Annotated in this window: 15 protein-coding genes; 12 read left to right on the plus strand and 3 right to left on the minus strand. The window is 57.3% G+C overall.

Annotated features, from left to right (window positions below; translation table 11 throughout):
• The first annotated feature begins 23 nt into the window (after nt 1-23).
• The 7 genes from JYE50_RS12395 (at nt 24) to JYE50_RS12425 (ending at nt 8,316) form a co-directional block, all read left to right on the plus strand.
• Nucleotides 24-869 (plus strand): Mrp/NBP35 family ATP-binding protein, encoded by an 846-nt coding sequence (locus JYE50_RS12395; RefSeq protein WP_084096327.1) that lies wholly within the window; start codon nt 24-26, stop codon nt 867-869.
• A gap of 207 nt (nt 870-1,076) precedes the next feature.
• The gene (locus JYE50_RS12400) at nt 1,077-2,264 is read left to right on the plus strand and encodes a hypothetical protein (RefSeq protein ID WP_084096328.1); all 1,188 of its coding nucleotides are present in this window, start codon (nt 1,077-1,079) and stop codon (nt 2,262-2,264) included.
• A gap of 54 nt (nt 2,265-2,318) precedes the next feature.
• Nucleotides 2,319-3,767 (plus strand): proline--tRNA ligase, encoded by a 1,449-nt coding sequence (proS, locus tag JYE50_RS12405; protein ID WP_084096329.1) that lies wholly within the window; start codon nt 2,319-2,321, stop codon nt 3,765-3,767.
• Nucleotides 3,768-3,939: 172 nt separating this feature from the next.
• Nucleotides 3,940-4,974, plus strand: a complete 1,035-nt coding sequence (plsX, locus tag JYE50_RS12410) for a phosphate acyltransferase PlsX (protein ID WP_084096330.1) — start codon at nt 3,940-3,942, stop codon at nt 4,972-4,974.
• Nucleotides 4,975-5,029: 55 nt separating this feature from the next.
• On the plus strand, nt 5,030-5,260 hold the full coding sequence (gene acpP, locus JYE50_RS12415) for an acyl carrier protein (protein WP_084096331.1): 231 nt from the start codon (nt 5,030-5,032) through the stop codon (nt 5,258-5,260).
• Nucleotides 5,261-5,273: 13 nt separating this feature from the next.
• Nucleotides 5,274-5,930: a ribonuclease III gene (gene rnc / locus JYE50_RS12420; protein WP_084096333.1), complete on the plus strand. Its 657-nt coding sequence runs from the start codon at nt 5,274-5,276 to the stop codon at nt 5,928-5,930.
• 163 nt (nt 5,931-6,093) lie between these two features.
• On the plus strand, nt 6,094-8,316 hold the full coding sequence (locus JYE50_RS12425) for a peptidoglycan-binding protein (protein WP_084096335.1): 2,223 nt from the start codon (nt 6,094-6,096) through the stop codon (nt 8,314-8,316).
• A gap of 134 nt (nt 8,317-8,450) precedes the next feature.
• On the opposite strand, the gene JYE50_RS12430 is transcribed toward JYE50_RS12425, so the two are convergent.
• Both JYE50_RS12430 and asnA read right to left on the minus strand, forming a co-directional pair.
• On the minus strand, nt 8,451-9,662 hold the full coding sequence (locus tag JYE50_RS12430) for a L,D-transpeptidase (protein WP_179138374.1): 1,212 nt from the start codon (nt 9,660-9,662) through the stop codon (nt 8,451-8,453).
• Between the two features lie 351 nt (nt 9,663-10,013).
• Complete coding sequence (gene asnA / locus JYE50_RS12435) at nt 10,014-11,018, minus strand: aspartate--ammonia ligase (protein ID WP_084096339.1); 1,005 nt, start codon at nt 11,016-11,018, stop codon at nt 10,014-10,016.
• A gap of 222 nt (nt 11,019-11,240) precedes the next feature.
• Between asnA and pth the strand changes: the two genes are divergently transcribed.
• From pth to JYE50_RS12455, 4 genes are all read left to right on the plus strand, one after another.
• Nucleotides 11,241-11,819: an aminoacyl-tRNA hydrolase gene (gene pth / locus JYE50_RS12440; protein WP_084096341.1), complete on the plus strand. Its 579-nt coding sequence runs from the start codon at nt 11,241-11,243 to the stop codon at nt 11,817-11,819.
• A gap of 96 nt (nt 11,820-11,915) precedes the next feature.
• Nucleotides 11,916-15,566, plus strand: a complete 3,651-nt coding sequence (gene mfd, locus JYE50_RS12445; RefSeq protein ID WP_084096343.1) for a transcription-repair coupling factor — start codon at nt 11,916-11,918, stop codon at nt 15,564-15,566.
• Nucleotides 15,563-16,024: a signal peptidase II gene (gene lspA, locus JYE50_RS12450; RefSeq protein WP_179138375.1), complete on the plus strand. Its 462-nt coding sequence runs from the start codon at nt 15,563-15,565 to the stop codon at nt 16,022-16,024. The genes mfd and lspA overlap by 4 nt, the downstream gene beginning before the upstream one ends.
• Nucleotides 16,025-16,487: 463 nt before the next feature.
• Nucleotides 16,488-17,393 carry an RluA family pseudouridine synthase gene (locus tag JYE50_RS12455; protein ID WP_084096345.1) on the plus strand — a complete coding sequence of 302 codons (906 nt, stop codon included), beginning with the start codon at nt 16,488-16,490 and terminating at the stop codon, nt 17,391-17,393.
• An 82-nt stretch (nt 17,394-17,475) separates the two neighbouring features.
• Here the strand turns inward: JYE50_RS12455 and JYE50_RS12460 are convergent, their stop codons facing one another.
• On the minus strand, nt 17,476-18,225 hold the full coding sequence (locus JYE50_RS12460) for a MerR family transcriptional regulator (RefSeq protein ID WP_179138376.1): 750 nt from the start codon (nt 18,223-18,225) through the stop codon (nt 17,476-17,478).
• Between the two features lie 139 nt (nt 18,226-18,364).
• Here JYE50_RS12460 and JYE50_RS12465 point away from each other — a divergent pair, with 139 nt between their 5' ends.
• Nucleotides 18,365-20,701: an FAD-binding protein gene (locus JYE50_RS12465; protein WP_084096348.1), complete on the plus strand. Its 2,337-nt coding sequence runs from the start codon at nt 18,365-18,367 to the stop codon at nt 20,699-20,701.
• Nucleotides 20,702-20,714: the final 13 nt, after the last annotated feature.

Here is a 20,714-nt window from a genome sequence, read left to right on the forward strand (position 1 = left end):
TCAAGAGACTGAGGTGAGAGTTCGTGTCAGAATGTACGCATGACTGCTCCAGCTGCGGTGCCGACTGCGCATCCCGTAACAAGCCGGAAAGCCTGCTGGAAGCACAGAACGCGTTCAGCAATGTAAAAAAAGTAATCGCCGTGGTGAGTGGTAAGGGCGGCGTGGGCAAAAGCCTGGTCACCGGCCTGCTGTCTGTGCTGACCAAACGCAACGGGCACAGCACCGCAATTCTGGACGCTGATATCACGGGACCGTCCATCCCGAAAATGTTCGGTGTTCATGATAAAGCCATGGGCACAGAGGACGGCATCCTGCCGGTGGAAAGCCGCACGGGTGTGAAAATGATGAGCGTGAACCTGCTCCTGGAAAACGATACGGATCCGGTCATCTGGCGCGGAGCGCTGATTGCCGGAACGGTAAAGCAGTTCTGGACAGACGTGCTCTGGGGTGATGTGGACTACATGTTTGTGGATATGCCTCCGGGAACCGGAGACGTGCCGCTGACCGTGTTCCAGAGCCTGCCGGTGGACGGCATCATCATTGTGACCAGCCCGCAGGAACTGGTGGGCATGATCGTGGAAAAAGCCGCGAAGATGGCGAAGATGATGAACATCCCGGTGCTCGGCCTGGTGGAAAACATGAGCTGGATCAGCTGCCCGGACTGCGGCAAAAAGATCTTCCCCTTCGGGGAAAGCCAGACCGCAAAGGTGGCCCTGGAGGAAGGTATTCCGCTGCTGGCGCAGCTGCCCATTGATCCGGCGCTTGCCAGGGAGTGCGATACCGGCGTGATCGAACTGTTCAACGAAGACTGGATGGACCCGGTCATCAGCGCCGTGGAGAACTGCCCCAAGAGGGTAATTAATTCATAATTCATAATTAGGATAGACAGATCCCTCCACGCGGGCACAAGTGCCCTTGGTCGGGATGACACCAAGGGATTGGAAAGAAGACAGAAAGACAGGAGTACAATTCGGAATATGGGAGACAGAAACAGGAATGGTATTATTCCGCAAGCGGATGAGTAGATCATTCTGCATTCTGCATTCTGAATTCTGAATTTGTGAGGAACGAGCATAATGGCTAGGGGAAACCAGAACATTAACGATCAGCTGTACCGGACCCGCAGCCGAAACGCTGCCGAGACCCGGGAAAGCGCGGAAGATATCCGGCGGCGGCAGATTCGCAGCTGGATTATTCTGGTGAGCGTTGTTCTGGCTGTGGTACTGGGAATTCATTTCCTGGGCCGGTACGGAAAAGGCAAAGAGATCGGCATGTCCAAGCTGCCGTGCTACTCGAACCAGAACGTTACACCCTTCCGTGACGGACTTGTTTATTATGACGGAGCATCCATCCATCATCTGTCCTCGGCGGGAACGATCCGCTGGAGCTTCCCGGCCGGCAGTGATGTGAAGTTCGCGGTGGGCCCCGCCCACCTGGCCATCTGGTCCGGAACCCAGTTGTTCCTGGTTGACAAGGATGGCAAAGCCACCTACAACGAGAGCATGGAATCCAAGGTACAGTTTGCCCGCGTGGGTGAACGGTACGTGGCGGTGGTTGTGGGTGAGGATACAGAGCCCAAGCTGATCGTCAAGGACCTGAAGGGTACCCAGGTGGACATGGAAGACGCCTTCAGCTCACTGATGCTCCTGGACGCCGGTTTCTACGGCGAACAGGGTGAGTATCTGTGGACGCTGGCGCTGGACGTGTTCGGTACAGCTCCCAACACGGTGATGAACACCTTCCAGGTAGGCAAAATGAACTACAAGGAAGTATCCCTGGGAGAATGCCTGACCTACAAGGTCATTTATGAAAACGCCCGGCTGAGGGTGTTTACGACCCAGCAGGTTTATACCTATGACTATCAGGGCACACCGGAGTCGAACAGCACGATGCTGGTTTACGGATGGAAGCTGATCGACGCGGAGGTCCCGGAGCGCGGACGCGCCAAGATGCTGCTGGCTCCGACGAGCCAGACGTCCAGTACGCAGCTGATCTCTGAACTGCGGGTGCTGGAAGGCATGAATGACAAGCGGTACACCCTGCCGACCACCTGTGTCGGCGCGAGTATCTACCGCGGCAACATTTACGCGATCTCATCGGATTATATCTACCGGGCGGACGTGAACAGCACGAAATTCTTCGGCTACCAGATCCCGGCTCCGGAAGGTGTGTCAGTGACAGCATTCTACGGGATCACGGATGACGGAAGAATGCTGCTGGCCTCGGGAGAAACAATGTATTCCATGACATTGCCTGAAAGATAACATATAAAAAGATTTCCGGTGGAAACAGAGTTTGGAAAGGGAGAGAACAGAACCATGGCTAAGGAACAGAAGCAGGAATTTGTGAACTTTATCACTCCCCGCAGTGAAGACTTTTCACAGTGGTACACGGATGTGATCAAGCAGACGGAACTGTGCGATTACGCACCGGTGCGCGGCTGCATGATCATCCGTCCCTACGGCTACGCGATCTGGGAACGGATCCAGGCGGAGATGGATGCCCGGTTTAAGGAGACCGGCGCAGAAAACGTGTATTTCCCGATGCTGATCCCTGAAAGCCTGCTGCTGAAGGAAGCGGAGCATGTGGAAGGCTTCGCGCCGGAAGTCGCCTGGGTAACAAAGGGCGGTACCGAAGAACTGCAGGAGCGCCTGGCTGTGCGTCCGACGAGTGAGACCATCTTCTGTTCCATGTATTCCAAGTGGGTACAGACCTGGCGTGACCTGCCGATGATGTATAACCAGTGGTGCTCCGTCATGCGCTGGGAAAAGGCAACCCGTCCTTTCCTGCGTACCAGTGAGTTCCTCTGGCAGGAAGGCCATACCATCCATGCCACCGCGGAGGAAGCGGAAGAAGAAACCCTGAAGATGCTGGAAGTTTACCGCGAAGTGGCTGAAAATATCCTGGCGCTGCCGGTATATGTGGGCCGCAAGAGCGACAAGGAAAAGTTTGCCGGTGCCCGGGCTACCTATTCCATGGAAGCCATGATGCAGGACGGTAAAGCCCTGCAGGCCGGTACGAGCCACAACTTCGGAACGAACTTTGCCGAAGCCTTCGATATCCGTTATCAGAGCAAGGAAGGCAAGCTGGAATATGTCAATGAGACCAGCTGGGGCGTCAGCACACGGCTGATCGGTGCCATCATCATGACCCACGGCGATGAGCGCGGCCTGCGGCTGCCCCCGAAGGTTGCCCCGATCCAGGCGGTGATCCTGCCCATCGCGGCCCATAAGGGCGGCGTAATGGAAGCCTGCGAAAAGTTGTTCGGCGACCTGAAGAAGGCCGGTTTCCGCGTGAAGCTGGATGACCGCGATACCGTATCTCCCGGCTTCAAGTTCAATGACTGGGAACTGAAGGGCGTGCCGGTGCGGCTGGAAGTCGGTCCGAGGGACCTGGAGAACGGTGTGGTAACCGTGTTCCGCCGTGATACGCTGGAGAAGTTCACTGTGCCGCTGGAAGGCATTACCGGGAAGCTTGGCGAGCTGCTGGATGACATCCAGAAGACCCTGTATGAACAGGCCAAGGCTTTCCGTGACGAGCGGACCGTGAAGGTCGAGAACATGGAAGAGCTGGGCAAGGCTGTGGAGAACGGTTTTGCCAAGGCTATGTGGTGCGGCGACCGTGCCTGTGAGGACGAGATCAAGGAGAAGTTCAACGCGTCCTCCCGCAATATGCCCTTTGACCAGGATGCGCACCGGTTCGGAGACAAGTGCGTGTGCTGCGGCAAAAAGGCTGAAAAGGTCATGTATTTCGCGAAAGCATACTAAGATTAATTCAGAATTCAGAATTCAGAATTCAGAATTATAACTTAAGCAGCACTTAGAAAATGCCGTATGTGGTTGGACGAGCCCATGAGACTTCGCAGAAATGAAGGAAGTGGGATTGCCTTCTCATAGAGTATAATCTCAAATGTAATACCTTTGTTTGGAGGTTGCATTCATGACGATCTACGTTGACGCGATGGGTGGAGACCTGGCGCCTGAAGCACCGGTAAAAGGAGCCCTGAAAGCACTGCGGCAGTATCCGCACCTGACGATCATCCTGGCCGGAAAGCTGGATGAGGTAAAGCCTTTCCTGGGTGATTACGAGGATGTGAAGGACCGGCTGATCCTGGAGGAAGAGCCGGAGATCATCACAAACCACGAGAGCCCCGTGATGGGTGTGCGCAAAAAGGTTAACAGCGCCACGGTGCAGGGCATGCTGAAGGTGCGCAGCGGTGAGGCGGACGGATTCGTTTCCGCGGGCTCCACGGGAGCGACGCTGGCGGGCGGCATGTTCCGGCTGGGCCGGATCCCCGGCATTGAACGGCCGGCACTTGCTCCGCTGATGCCCAACGGCCGCGGACACTTCCTGCTGATCGACTGCGGGGCAAACGTGGATTGCAAGCCGGAATACCTGGTGCAGTTCGGCATCATGGGCGATGCCTACATGCGCGGCGTGATGGGCATGGAAAATCCCCGGATCGGCCTGGTGAACATCGGCGCGGAAGCTGAGAAGGGCAACAAGCTGGTGAAGGAAACCTATCCGCTGATGGAGAAGGCTCCGTATAATTTCATCGGCAATGTGGAAGCCCGTGACGTTCCCCTGGACCAGGCGGATGTCTGCGTGACAGACGGATTCGGCGGAAACCTGATCCTGAAGTATACCGAGGGACTGGCCAGTGCGCTGATGGGAACCATCAAGCACGAGCTGATGGCGGATACCCGCGGAAAGATCGCCGGACTGATTGCCAAACCGGCATTCAAACGGGTGAAGAAGACCATGAGCTCCGATGAGATCGGCGGCGCTCCGCTGCTGGGTGTGCAAGGCGCTGTCATTAAGGCCCATGGTTCCAGCAATGCCTACGCCTTCTGCAGCGCGATCGGGCAGTGCGTGAAGATGATCGACGGCAACGTTGTGAAGATCATTGAGGAAAACGTTACGAAGATGCTGAAGGAACAGGAACAGGACCAGAAGCAGGAAGCGGAACAGTAATGGTTTCTGCCGGGAGAACCCGGTGAACATAGACACAAGTGAGGAGGAAGAAAAAATGGATTTTGAAGCCGTAAAGAACATGATCGCGGAACAGCTGAAGGTGGATCCCGCCGAGATTAAGCCCGAAAGCCGCCTGATGGAAGACCTGAAGGCCGACAGCGCGAACATCATGGTTATGATCATGGATATGGAAGACCGGTTTGGCATCACTGTGGAAGATGACCAGATCATGAAACTGAAGACTGTGGGCGATGTGGCTGAATATATCGCCAAGGTGAAGGGCTGAGCATAAGACCGTCATGCTTGATCAGGTAATGAAAGCCCTGGGGTACACATTCCGCGACGAAGCGCTGCTTCGCCGCGCTTTGACGCACCCATCCATGGGAAAGAACGATAACCAGCGGCTTGAATTCCTGGGGGACGCGGTGCTCCAGTACCTGATGAGCGACGCGCTTTACCAGGCGCATCCGGATGACCGGGAAGGTTCGCTGACCCACCGGCGGGCGCTTATGGTCTGTGAGGCCGCGCTGAGTCCCATCGCGAAGAAGCTGGGACTGGGCGAGGCCCTGATCATGGACCGGGGCGAGGAACTGACGGGTGGCCGGGAAAAGCCGAGCGTTCTCTGCGACACCATGGAAGCGGTGCTGGCCGCGGTTTACCTGGACGGCGGCATGGAAGCCGCGCGCGGCGTGGTGGAACGCTGCTGGCCGGGCGAGGACGAAGTGGCCCGTCCGCTGCAGGATTCCAAAGGCGCGCTGCAGGAAGTGCTGCAGAAGGACGGGGGAGAATCCCCGACCTACGAGATCACCGGGCAAAGCGGTCCGCCCCATGCGCCGGTCTTCAGCGCAACAGTATACTGGCGCGGAAACGCGCTGGCTGAAGGCGAAGGCAAAACCAAGAAACAGGCTGAACAGGCTGCCGCACTGGCAGCCTTGAAGAAAATCCAGGATCAGTAAGTCCTGGATTTTCTTTATTGATTCCAGGTCCGCAAACCTTAAGAAATTATTACAGAAAAATGAATATCCCGTTGACATTCTGTAACGCATGAGATAGAATTAATCTGTATGCGAATGTCGGCGGGATTTTTATACCCTTTTCCCGCCTGTGGGAGGTTATCGTATGTCACGGCTGAAGATCTGCCTTCGTACGCTGACAGCACTTATGATGGCGCTGGTATTGATTGCCTGCGCTGTTCCTGTCGTGGTTTCTGCCGCGTCCGGATCTGAGCAGACAGAGGTGCTGGAGACCGTCAGCAGCTATCCTTATACCACTACAACAAAGGTAAAGGTGAACCTGCGGGCAAAACGATCCACCCGGAGCACACTGCTGAAGAAGATTCCCGCGGAGGCCGAGATCACCGTGAACGCGGTGAAGGGCTCCTGGGCTGAAGTGGAATACAAGAAGTATTCCGGATATGTCAAGACGGACTATATTGTCCTTAAGGAAGTCAAAAAGGTGAAGGCGACTCCCACGCCCACACCTGTTGTAACCCTGAGCCCCGAAGAGGATGCCGGCGGATACCAGATCCTGCAGAAAGGCGCCACCGGCGCGGATGTTGTATCGCTGCAGGAGGCGCTGATCGAACTGGGCTTCCTGATGGGCCAGGCGGACGGCGATTTCGGTGCTGCTACAGAGAAGGCTGTTATCGCCTTCCAGCAGAAGAATGATTATCCCGCCACAGGCATTATGGACGCCAATATCCAGGCTTTCCTGTACAGCGGCCAGCCGAAGAACTCCGCCGGACAGAAGGTTTCCATCAAAACCCTGAGCCCGGTGGAAGGCGTATCCATGAAAAAGGGCAACAAAGGCGCGGCGGTGACAGCCCTGCAGCAGCGGCTGATCGAGCTGGGCTACCTGAAGGGCACGCCTTCGGGAACCTATGATACTGACACTATCGGAGCGATCCGCTCCTTCCAGAAAAAAAACGGCCTGCTTTCCAACGGTACCGCGGACGCGGAAACCCGAAAGCTGGTCCATTCCGAAGCGGCCATCAGCGCCAGCGCAACCGCCACCCCGAAGGTGACGAATACGCCCGCGCCGACACCCACCCCCACGCCTACTGTGGCTCCGCCTGAAAAATCCCTGAAGAACGGGGATACGGGCGCCGATGTGAAGACGCTACAGAAGCGGCTGAAAGAACTGAAATACTATAAGGGTACCGTGGACGGCAAGATGGGTAAATCCACTGTGAAAGCCCTGAAGGCCTTCCAGGAGGCCAACGGACTGGAAGCGGACGGCGTGGCAGGCAAAGCGACCTATGCCATCCTGTTCAGCGACAGCGCGCTGGCCAAGGGAGTTACACCGACCCCGGCGCCTACGGAAACCGTGACACCCGCGCCTGAACAGACCGCGACAGCTTCCGCCAGCTGGCCTACGCTGCGGAAGAACGACAGCGGAACCAATGTGGCCCAGCTGCAGGAAGCACTGATCTCACTGGGCTACCTGTCCGGCAAGGCGGATGGCAACTACGGAGACCAGACCGTGAAGGCAGTGAAAGCCTTCCAGAAGGCGAACGGACTGACCGAAGACGGTACTGCCGGCGAGCAGACACAGAGAGTGCTCTACGGCGGAAACGCCAAGAAAGCAAATGCCAAAGCGACTGCCGCACCGCAGACTGCGACCGCGACGGCTGAACCGGCCAGCAGCGGCGCGCTGAAGGTTGGCTCAACTGGCAATGATGTTAAATCCCTGCAGCAGAAGCTGATTGAACTGGGATATCTTTCCGGCAGCGCGGACGGCGTGTACGGAAACAAGACCGCCGCGGCTGTGAAGGCCTACCAGAAGGCCCAGAAGCTGACTGCCGACGGCGTGGCGGGTTCCAAGACCCTGTCCAGCCTGAGCAGCGCTTCCGCTGCGGCGAACAACGGTAAAGCCACCGCCAGCACACCGACCCAGAAGACCAGCACAGCCCCGAGCGCCGGAAAGGTGCAGTACGCGAACTGGTATGAGAAGGTAAAGTCTGTCGCCAGGAACTATCCTTACGCAACGGTATATGACTTTGCCACCGGCATCAGCTGGCAGATTCACATCTTCTCCCTTGGTGCCCATGCGGACTATGAGCCCGTTACGGCGAATGATACCGCCAGGATGGAGAAGGTGTTCGGCGGCAATACATGGAATCCCCGGGCCGTATGGGTCGTCTTCTCCGACGGCAGCGTCTATATCGGTTCAACCCATTCCATGCCGCATGAAGTGCAGCATATAAGGGACAATAACTTCGGCGGACACTCCTGCCTGCATTTCCCGCGGACGCAGGAACAGGTCACCTCGATCGGACCGTATGCCACAAAGCATCAGGAGATCATCGATGCCGGATGGGCGACTACACAAAAGATGAAGTAATTCATCTTTTGCGAATGAAGAATGAAGAATGAAAAATGAAGAATGGTGGAAGAGACAGCGCTGTCAAGCGCTGTCTCTTTTCATTTGATGTGTTTTTTTTCAATGCGGGAAGAAATAAAAAAGGGCCGGGAGCGTTACTGACGCTTCCGGCTCTTTGCGTTGAGTTCATCGATTTTGGTTTTCCTGGGCATCGGCGCGCAGCCGGGACAGGGTTCCAGTTTGTTATAGGGCTTGGTGTCCAGCTCGCCGTATGTAAAGGCAGTCATGGGTTCATATTTGTCCTTGACCAGGGAACAGGTGGGCTGGGAATGATAATTCGTTCCGCCCTTGGGGTTATAGTACAGCAGGAGGCTGTCGTCCGGATAACCCAGTTCCCGGTCCATGTCATCCCAGATGATGACCTTGGTATAGGGCTTGCGGGAAAGATTGTCCCAGAGCCATTTGGCATTGACGCCTTCCGGGGTCAGCTGGCGCTGGACACGGATGCAGCCGTGGCTGGCTTTTTCGCCCAGGTACCGTTCGCAGCGGGCATAGGATGTATAGGTTTCACCGGCCTTGTTGGTTTCCTGACGGCTGGGAACTTCATGGATCAGGATGCCGCTGTTGATCCGCATACCGTAGGCGCACCAAAGGGTTTCTGCCTGGAAACCGCCGACCCAGCTGACCATGAGGAATTCACCGGCGGGAGTCTCATGGAAGAGGTTGGCCTTGTTTTTCGCGAAACCGGTGGAGCACAGCATGGTGGTAAAGAGCTTACCTTCCTTGAAAACATAGAGCCGCTGCTGGAGCTTGTCGATGACCAGGCCGTAGTGCTGGTCCACCTGCTCTTCTTTCAGCCGGCTTGTTTTCACCCAGCCCTGGAACTGTTCAGCGAAAACCTTGACAGCGGAGCCTTCCTCAGAGGAGGAGTAGGCTTCGATCAGGGTCCAGTCTCCTTCCTGCCGGAGCACATGGACGCCCTGGCTGGCGCAGGTGACAACACCGACGTAATCGGTGCATTTCTCTTCCGGCCTGGCGAGGATCCGCACCTGTTCACGCTGTTTTCCGCTGAGGACGGTAACCGGCTGGGTCAGGACCTTCCAGATGGACTCCTCGTCCATACGGCCCATCTCCAGGTTCCAGAAACACAGCTCGTGGTCGCATTTGACCTCGCTGTGCTCATTGGGGGTATGATAGGACACGTCGGTAGCCAGGAGGGTGTCCCCCGGTTCAACAATGTCTTCCCATTCTTCGATTTCCTCTCCGAAATCCCCGTAGTCCTCATAATCTTCCGCAAGGCAGAACGCAGGGAAGAGAAGGAGGAATACCAGGAGAAGGGAAAGGAGTTTTTTCAGATACTTATTCATAATCACCATTTGTCACAAGATTACAGTTTTTGGGGAGTAACAAAACATAGGGATAGAATCCCTATGTAATGATAAACTGAATTGGTGATGGATGTCAAAAAAACCTGTACGGGGTAGTGAAGAGTGAAGAGTGAAGTGCGATCGCCGTGTTCCGCAATCTCAATGGTCGCAACTCCACACTATGGAGCTTGCTCCCTTTCGATTGACCTCAGATCCGATGAGATTTCCGCCACTGGCGGTCATCGGATCTTCGCCCAAAGTACCTGCGGTACTTTGACGGCTGTAGCATGGCAGCTGTTACCCAAATCATAGATTTGGACAGCTGCTCAACTTCTTATAATGCCTTTGGCATTATAAGAGCGGAATATTGCCGTTACGGCAGGCCTTCACAACTTCGTCCGGCCACATGCTGGCCTGCACCTCGCCCACATGGGCCTTGCGCAGGAAGTAAACACACATACGGCTCTGGCCGATACCGCCGCCGATGGTCTGGGGCAGTTCGCCGGCAAGAAGGGCCTTCTGGAAGGGCAGCTCAGCCCGTTCCTCGCAGCCGCGGATCTTCAGCTGTTTCCGGAGTGTGTCCGGATCCACGCGGATACCCATGGAGGAGACTTCCAGAGAGATATCGAGCAGCGGATCGTAAAGCAGGATGTCGCCGTTCAGGCTCCAGTCGTCATAGTCCGGGGCGCGGCCGTCATGGGGCTTGCCGCTGCGCAACGCGCCGCCGACCTGCATCAGGAACACGGCACCATATTTCTTGGCCGCGAGGTATTCCCGTTCTTTGGAGGTTTTGTCCGGATATTCATCTTCCAGCTGCTGGGTGGTGACGAAGGTGATGGCATCCGGAAGTTCCGGCTTAATGTGCGGATAGTGGGCACAGACAAAACCTTCGGTCTTGCGGAGGGTCATATAGATCCGGTTGACGATGTCCCGCAGGAACTGCTCATTCCGCTCGGAGGGGGCCATGATGCGTTCCCAGTCCCACTGGTCCACGAAGATGGAGTGGATATTATCGGTCACTTCGTCCCGGCGGATAGCGTTCATGTCGGTGTAAAGGCCTTCACCCACGGAGAAACCATAGGTCTTCAGGGCCTGGCGCTTCCACTTGGCCAGGGAATGAACGATCTCCACCGTGGCGCCGGTTTCCAGCACGTCGAAGGAAACGGGGCGTTCCACGCCGTTCAGGTTATCATTCAGACCGCTCTCCGGCGTGACCATGATGGGCGCGGAGACACGGGTGAGGTTCAGGGCTTTGGCCAGTTCCTGCTCGAAAAAGTCCTTGACGAGCTTGATGGCGATCTCCGTGTCCCGCAGATCCAGGACAGGATTATAGTTCTTGGGAATAATGAGGTTCATTGGAGAAACCCTCCTTCCGGAACATCCGAAAATAATATAAAAAAGGATAGCACCAAAACCGTTAAAAGGAAAGTATTCGCTGTGTTCTTGACACAAACAGGGAAAAATGCCATGATATGAAACAGCGAAGGGGAGTGAATCTCTCACTTCGCCAATCCCTTTTGGAGAAAACGCAATCCATTGTGAATTGAACAATATCCTGACAGTTTGGAGAAGACCATTATGGTAAAGAACACATTACTGATCGTCGGCCTGGGGAATCCCGGGGAAAAGTATGCCCATACCCGCCATAACGCGGGTTTTGAGGTCATGAGCCGGCTGGAGGAATACTATGGTGTGAAGCTGCGCAAGCGGCTGCTCCTGCAGGGAATGACGGCGGAAGTGACGGACGGGGAAACGAAAGTCGTGCTGTGCGAGCCGCTGACCTTCATGAACCGGAGCGGCGACTGTGTGAAAAAGCTGCTGAACCGCTTTAAAGTGCCGCAGGAGAATATGATCGTCATTTATGATGACATCGACCTGCCGCCCGGAAAGGTGCGGGTACGCAAAAACGGCGGACCCGGAACGCATAACGGCATGCGGAGTATTGCCGGACAGCTTGGGAAGACGGATTTTCCAAGGATCCGCGTGGGAACCGGCGACCGTCCGGCGGGTGAGGACCTGGCGGCCTGGGTGCTGGGGCACTGGAAGCCGGAAGATAAGGAGATCATGGAAGCAGCCTTTAACAAGGCGGCGGAATGCGCGCGGCTTTGGGTGAAGGAAGGCATTGACAAGGCCATGCAAATGGGCAACAAAGGATAATTCAGAATTCAGAATTAGTAGTCTTTCCGTGAGTTGAAATATAGACAGTATCATGAGGACTTAAAGCCCAAGGACAGATTAATCAGGAAAGAGGATATGGGAACGAACATTTTATCTTCCATCACGGTACCGGGGCTGGAAACACTGCTTTCCACGGAACCGGGCAAAGCGACCGCGGTCGCCGGCGTGAACCAGACGCTGGCGGCAGTGATTGCGTGCCTTGCCGCGGAAAAGGGAAAGAAGACCCTGCTGGTGGCAGACAACGACCTGAAGGCAGCCCGCGCGGCGGATGACATCCGTCAGCTGACCGGTGATGGCTGCTGCCTGCCCGGAGGCGAGATCGACCTGACGCGGGCTGCGGGAAGCCTGGAAAGCAGCTGGCGCAGGCTGGAAGCACTGGCCGCGGTGTCGGAAGGAAAGGTAAAGATCCTGTGCGCCGGAGCGGAAGCACTGGCACAGCGGATGGGTCGTCCGGAACCCTTCCGGAAGCTGAGCCTGACCCTGAAGCCGGGAGACGTGTTCCCGCCGGCGGACCTGGCACGGCGGCTGAGCCGGATGGGCTATGACCGTGTGGGCATGGTGGAAGGCAAAGGCCAGTTTGCCCAGCGCGGATCGATCGTGGACGTGTATCCCCCGGCACTGAGCCAGGGCCTGCGGATCGAGTTCTTTGACGATGAGGTTGACGGCATCCGGGAATTCGACTGCATCAGCCAGCGAAGCCTGGGAGATGCCGAAAAAGCTGTGCTGACGCCGGCGTGCGAGGCACTGCTGGAAGAAAAAGAATATACAGAGGCTGCCCGCCGGATGCGGGAAGCCATTGATGACCTGCCCGGCGCGGATACGGGAAAGGAAATGCTTTTCGACGACCTTCCCCCGCTGCCTGACGATGATGACGACGCGGATCTCTTTGACAAGGCTGTTGCCCCGAAGATCCGGGAGAAACAGTATCAGGAACAGAAGGAACTGGAAGCGGACCGGCGGATGGAGCGCCTGCGGGAAGACGCGGAGCAGCTGGAGCAGGGGCTTCCCTTCCGGCGGATGCGCGCGTGGCTGCCGGTACTGACGGATAAAACGGCAACGGTATGCGACTGGTTCAAGCCGGACCTGGTGCTGCTGTGCGAACCGGACAGGCTGCGCAACCGGATCGAGGAGCGGATGCAGGGCTTCGCGGAGGACCTGCAGAGCGCCATGACACGGCATGAGGCTGTGGCGGCGCAGGAAAACCTGATGAAGGACTGGGATACGGTCCGGAAGGAGCTGTCCGGTTATCCCCAGGGACTGCTGACAGAGATCCTGCTGGGACTGGGCGGCATCCGTCCGGAAAAGACGATTACGGTGGAAGCTACCGGTCTGCAGGGATACGGCGGCCAGATGCGGGCGCTGAAGAACGACATGGCCCTGTGGCGGGAAAACGGATACAGGATCTACCTGCTTTCCGGCGGAAGCAGCCGCGGAAAGCGCCTGGAAGAAAACCTGAAGGAACTGAATGAAAAGACCCGGCTGGCGGAACACTTCAGCGGGGCAAAGCCGGGTGAAGCGGTGATCCTGCCGATCACGCTGAGCGGCGGTTTCGTGATCCGGGGCGGCAAGGATATCCCCGGAACGGCGGTGGTCTCCGACGCGGACATCTGGGGAGAAGGCTACCGGCGGAGCAAGAGCCGGAAGCATTCCGGTGAGCGGATTTCCACCTTTACGGATCTGAAGGTGGGCGACTATGTGGTGCATGAGGACCACGGTGTCGGTATCTACCAGGGCATCACCCGGATCCAGAGTGAGGGCAGCTGGCATGACTACCTTCTGATCCATTACGGCGGAAACGACAAGCTGTATGTTCCGGTGGAACAGCTGGAGCGGGTGCAGCGGTATATCGGCAACCCGAATCAGGCACCGAAGCTGAACAAGCTGGGCGGCGGCGAATGGGCTCGGCAGAAGGGCAAGGTTAAGGAAAGCCTGAAGTCCCTGGCCTTCGACCTGAAGGCCCTGTACGCGGAACGGTCCCAGAATACCGGTCATGCGTTCGGCCCGGATACGGCATGGCAGCGGGAGTTTGAGGATGAATTCCCGTGGGAGCTGACGCCGGACCAGGCCCAGAGCGTGCAGGAAATCCGGGAGGATATGGAAAGCGACCGGAACATGGACCGGCTGCTGTGCGGTGACGTGGGATACGGCAAGACCGAGGTCAGCCTGCGGGCTGCCTTCAAGGCCATTGCGGATAATAAGCAGGTGGCGCTGCTGGCCCCGACAACGATTCTGGTGCAGCAGCATTACAATACCATTGTGAAGCGCTTCCGGCATACAGGCGCGCGGGTGGATTTCCTGAGCCGGTTCCGGACCGCTGCGGAACAGCGGGACGTGCTGGCCAAGCTGGCCATCGGGGATATTGACCTGATCGTCGGTACCCACCGGCTGCTGGGCAAGGACGTGAAGTTCAAGGACCTGGGACTGCTCATCGTGGACGAGGAGCAGCGCTTCGGTGTGGCCCACAAGGAAGTCATCAAGAACATGAAGCGGCAGGTGGACGTGCTGACGCTGAGCGCGACGCCCATTCCGCGGACACTGCATATGTCCATGACCGGTATCCGGGATATGAGCGTGCTGGAGACACCGCCGGAAGAGCGGATCCCGGTTCAAACGGTGGTGACGGAATACTCCGACGCGCTGATCCGGGATGCTATCCTGCGTGAACTGGGCCGCGGCGGACAGGTATACTTCCTGTACAACCGGGTACGGAGCATCGGCAGCTTCTATGAGCGGCTGCGGGCCCTGGTGCCGGAGGCCCGGGTGGGCGTGGCCCACGGGCAGATGAGGGAACACCAGCTGGAAGACGTGATGATGGACTTCTACAACGGCACCTATGACGTGCTGCTGTGCACCACGATCATCGAGAACGGACTGGATGTTCCGAACGCAAATACCCTGATCGTATATGACGCGGAACGCTTCGGCCTGAGCCAGCTGTATCAGCTGCGGGGCCGGGTGGGCCGGAGCAACCGGCAGGCTTATGCCTATTTCACCGTACGCCCGGATCATATCCTGACGGAGACGGCCCAGCAGCGACTGACGGCCATCCGGGAGTTTACCGAATTCGGTGCCGGATTCCGTATCGCGATGCGCGACCTGGAGATCCGTGGCGCGGGCAATATCCTGGGACCGGAGCAGCACGGCCATCTGGCCACGGTCGGCTATGATATGTACTGCAAGCTGATGGAGGAAACGCTGAACGAGGTGCAGGGCCGCCAGACGACCCGGGAACTGGAAACCCGGGTGGACCTGCGGGTGGATGCGTTCCTGCCTTCCGACTATGTGGCGGAAGAAAAGCAGCGGATGGAGATGTACAAGCGGATCGCTTCGGTGGTGACAGACGAGGACCGGGCGGACGTGACGGACGAACTGATCGACCGCTACGGCGACCTGCCGCCGGCAGCGGAGACGCTGCTTGACGTAAGCCAGCTGCGGGCACTGTGCAACCGGCTGGGCGTAAGCCAGGTCACACGCGGCAAGGAAGGCCTGATCATGAAGCTGGATGAGCGGTATGTGCCGGATCCGGCATGCCTGCTGCAGGCTATTTCCGAAACGGACGGACGGCTGGCGCTTTCCGCCAGGGCTCCGGCCAAAATGATCCTGAAGGCACCGACCCTGCAGGAAGGCGAGATGCTCCAGGAAGCGCTGAAGGTAACGAGGAAACTGGTGAAGCGGATCGCAGAACTGGAAGAAACAAAGAATCAGGAATCGGTAAAAGAGCAATGAAAAGAAGGAAGTTAACATTCTGGCTGATTGTGGCCGCGGTGCTGGTGCTGGACAGGATCACAAAGGAACTGGCGCCGGGAATCCCGGCCGGGGGTATCATGCTGATCCCGGGGGTCATCGGACTACGGTACGCGGAAAACACGGGGATCGCCTTCTCCCTGCTGAGTGGTGTGCCGCGGCTGACAGGCGTCCTGGGGCTGGCGGTGGTGGCCGGCGGCTATGTGTGGCTGCGGACAAAAGACATCGCTCCTTTCCCGACAGTCGCGCTGGCCCTGATGGCCGGAGGCGCATTGGGCAACATGGCGGACCGGCTGATCCGGGGCTTTGTGCCGGATATGATCGAGACGCTTTTTATGAACTTTCCGGTGTTCAATATCGCGGACAGCTGCCTGACGGTGGGCTGTGTGCTGATGATGATCAGCCTGCTGTGCAGGCCTAAGGACTGGGCGAAGCTCTGAGGACTGCCAGTGGGCGAAGAACCGATGACCTCCAGTGGAGGGAATCTCATCGATTCTGAGGTCAACTGAAAGGGAATGGTCTCCCCAGTGGGGAGCCATGACCATTGAAGTTGCGGGAAGAAATTTCGTCAGAGCTGGGGTTCGGAACGCCCGGAAAACGATCCAGTGGATCGTTTTCAGTGGAGAACGGGCGGCAGCCCCGGGCAAGGAACCGAAACGAGCGAGCTGTCTGGGGAGCGAGGGAAACGGCAGCCCAGTGGGCTGTCCGCTGAAAGCGGAAGTGACCCGAACGAGTCAATCGAAGCAAGCAGTGGGTTGAAGCGTCAGCAATACCCACTGCGCCGACTGAGATTGCGGAAGACAGTCGCGACGATTGAGGTTGCGGACGGAGATTAATTCATAATTCACAATTCATAATTCATAATGATGATTACTGTGAACTGCTGGACAGAAAGGTGCTGCTATGACAGATACGGAGTACAAAGTGTCTTCTGACGGACGGCGGCTGGATGTGCTGCTGAGCGAGGCGACCGGCCTGAGCCGGAGCCGTGTGGCATCCCTGATGGAGGATGGACTGTGTGTATCCGGCGGGAAGGAATGCCGGAAGGCAGGCCTGAAACTGCCGGAGGGACAGGAGATCATCCTGATGGTTCCCGCTCCCCGGGAGGCTGTTCCAAAGGCGGAGGACATTACACTGGAGATCCTGTATGAAGATGAGGATCTTGCGGTGGTGGTGAAGCCCCGGGGCATGGTGGTGCATCCCGCGGCAGGCCATCCGGATGGAACCCTGGTAAACGCGCTGCTGGGAAAACTGGATTCCCTCGGCGGGATCGGCGGGGAACTGCGGCCTGGTATTGTGCACCGGCTGGACAAAGAGACCAGCGGGCTGATGCTGGTCGCCAAGAATGATGAGACTCAGGAAGAACTAAGCCGGATGCTGAAGGACCGGGAGATCGAAAAGCATTACCGGGCCCTGGCGGAGGGACATTTCAAGGAACCGGAAGGCGAGATCAACGCGCCGATCGACCGGAGCAAAAAAGACCGGAAGAAGATGGCGGTGGATCCGGAAGGCCGTCCGGCCCTGACCCGCTGGAAAGTGCTGGCGGAAGGACCGGGATGCACGCTGCTGGATGTTCACATCCTGACCGGGCGGACCCACCAGATCCGCGTACACCTGAGAAGTATCCATCACCCGGTATGCGGGGATGAACTGTACGGGTTTGACCGGGGTGTGAAGGTGCCCTGTCTGATGCTCCATGCCTTCAGCCTGAAGTTTCACCATCCCCGGACCAAACAGGAAATGACCTTCCAGGCTCCGCTGCCGGAGGATTTCCTGAAAGGCCTGAAAAGCAACGGGATCATCATTTGATTCAGAATCCAGATTGATAAGTCGGAACAAAGCAGAAGAGAAGACACAGATTACGCCGGCAGCGAAAGCTGCCGGAGTTTTGTTATCCGGGGAGGATCTCCGCGCAAAGGATGGCGGCATCGTTGCTGCCTGTCTGCCGGAAGAACTGGTGAATGAGCACGGTAAATGCTCTCTGCCCCGTCAGGGAAGCAGCCTGCCGCAGGGATGGCTCCAGTTCGCCGGCGCCCAGGAGGTGATTGCTTCCGGATGGGTGGGTCAACACTGTCCGCAGGCACCGCTGCGACGGAACACATTCTGTGCCGGGCAGAGAGCTGTAGAACATGATCCCGCGGTCAGCAGGACCCAGCGGGGTGATCTCTTCGCCCACACTATACCGCTGGCGATAGTAAAAGACAAAAGAATCTCCTTCTTCCGGGGCGGAACGGTAAACCGGATAGTGCTGGTTTCCGAAGGAAAACAGGTACCGCTCCTGGGTTTCATACATTTCCCAGGGTGTTCCGGCTGAAAGCAGATTGAAGCAGTCAATGGATTCCCGGGCGGCGGCGATCCGGGCATCGATCTGCGTTTTCAGCAGGGTCAGGCGGTCAATCTCTGTATGCAGATTTCCAACGAGAAGGTCGGTTTGTCCGTTGCTGAAGGCCTTCGCAATAACCTTCAGAGGGACGCCCAGGTTCGACAGGTACCGGATGACGGTTAACTGATACAGGTCGTCATCGGTATAGTCCCGGTAGCCGTTGGGCAGGCGCCCGGGGCGGACAAGCCCCAGTTTTTCATAGAAGCGGATCATATCACGGGATACTCCGGTTGAGCGGGAGGCGTCATTGATCTTCATATCCGGATCCTTTCTGCGGCAGGCATTCTGTGCATACATTATAGCATGCATCTATTGACATTGGAACAGTTCCAACGTTTACAATAAAATCAGAAAGAGAAGACCCGTCTGACGGGAACATACGAAGGAGGAGAAGAACATGAAAAAGATTCTGGCCATTCTCATTGCCGCAATTCTAGTTCTGCCTGTGCTGACCGGCATGGCCTGCGCGGAAAGCGCCCTGACCGACGGTACATACAGCGCGGAACAGCAGGGCTTTGGCGGTCCTGTGAAAGTTGAGATCACCATCGAAGGCGGTCAGATCACCGGCGTTGCGATCACCGGCGATAACGAGACCGAAGGCGTTGGAGCCGCGGCTCTCGAACCGCTGGCCGGACAGGTGAAGGAAGCGCAGTCTGCCGCGATTGACGGTGTGGCCGGCGCGACCGTGACCTCCGGAGCCGCGAAGGCGGCTGTTGCCGAGATCCTGGCGGAAGCGTCCGGAAAAGGCGCGGCTGAACTGGTTATTGCCGACGGAACCTATGAAGCCCAGGCATGGAGCTTTTCCCTGAACTACCAGATGAATGTGAAGACGGTGATTGAAGGCGGAAAGATCGCATCCATCGAAGTGGGAGATAACGGAGATACCGCGATCATCCTGAATACCGCCATTGAAAACCTGATCCCCGCCATGATCGAAAACCAGTCCGTGAAGGTGGACTCCATTACCGGCGCAACGGTATCCAGCGGAGCCATCAAGGCGGCAACGGAAGACTGCCTGCTCCAGGCGATCAACGCGGCCGGCGGCGATCCTTCCGCGATCACCGCTTTCTACAGCGTGCCTGAGAAGAGCACTGCCGTCGAAACCATCAACACCAAGGTGCTGGTTATCGGTATGGGCGGCGCCGGCATTATGACAGGCAACCGCGTTGTGGATAAACTGTATGAAGCCTATGAAGGCGACACCTCAAAGATTGATGTCCTGATGATCGACAAGGCCGCCAAGTACGGCGGAACCTCTGTCACTACCTCTTCCCCCATGTCCATCAACCCCAGCTACTTTGTGGAGAAGAATGACGGCAAGGAATACGTGGATGCCGAAAACCTGAAGAAAGTCTGGATGGAGTACACGGAAGGCGACGCCAAGGAATGGGCCATCGACATGATGATGGAATCCTCCGGCGACGCGGTGAATTACCTGATCGACAACGGCTTTGTCTTCGGCGCGCCGGTGCAGGGCCTGTCCGATCCCTACCTGATCTGCTGCAACTACGGTGACGGGTTCATGGTGGACAAGTCCATCGTGCAGGCTTACTTTGACAAGTTCATGAGCAACTATACCGCCAAGGGCGGTAAGTACATGCTGCAGACCGAGGCGACCTCCCTGATCGTGGAAGACGGCAAGGTCACCGGTGTGAACGCGGTCGGCGCGGACGGAACCACCTATATCATCAACGCTGAATACATTGTTTCCGCCACCGGCGGTTTCGCCGGCAACGGGGAAATGGAAGACAAGTATTTCTCTGACAAATACTACAACCTCTCCGGCGGCGGACGCTGGAACGCGTACGGCATGACCCAGAACGACGGTAAGATCATCCAGTCCGCCATTGACAACGGCGCGGCAACCTATAACATCGGCATGCCTCCTGTGAGCCACATCGGCGGCGCCTACAAGGTGATGCATGAGTTCCCGATCATCCAGCAGGAGTATCCGGACTTCTTCACCGGCAAGCCTGCCACCATCTCCCTGAACGACGTTCCCATGATGCTGGCGGTGGCACCGAACAGCCTGGCCGTCAACCGCCAGGGCGTACGCTTCAAGGATGAGACAACCCTGACAGCTTACGGCAACTGGGCTGCCGGCGCGTACTTCTTCACCATCTGGTCCGATGAGCAGATGCAGTCCATCCGGGAAAACGGCCTGAAGTTCAGCAACATCGGTATCTTTATCAACCAGGGCGGCTGGCCGGCCAACACCCCGATCCCCGAACTGTATGACGTCCTGGAGAAGGGCATCGAGATGGATTACATCTACAAGGCAGATACCCTTGAGGAACTGGCTGAAAAGATCGGCGTGGATCCCGCGACACTGGCGAAGACCGTGGCGGATTACAACAGCTACTGCGACACCAAGGAAAATCCGCCCCAGGGTATTGAAAAGAACCCCGTCATCTATGACCTGAGCGGACGTCCCATGGAGGGTGAGTACAACGTCTATGAGAAGGTCGAAGGCAACGGACCGTACTACGCCGTGAAGGGCGCGCCATGGATCTATTCCACCACTGGCGCCCTGGACGTGGACGAGCAGTTCCGTGTGCTGAAGGCTGACGGCGAACCGCTGGAAGGCCTGTACGCGGTTGGTACCGACTGCCTGGGCATCATGTTCACCGAAAAGAAGGAATACGTCACCTACGGCGGCGCGGACCAGGGCTGGGCTTTCACTTCCGGCTACCTGGCCGGCCAGAAGCTGGCTGAAACGATCCTGGCTGAATAAGCAGCCAACTGAA

It is taken from the genome of Aristaeella lactis (genome assembly GCF_018118585.1).
Classification (GTDB): Bacteria; Bacillota; Clostridia; order Christensenellales; family Aristaeellaceae; genus Aristaeella; species Aristaeella lactis.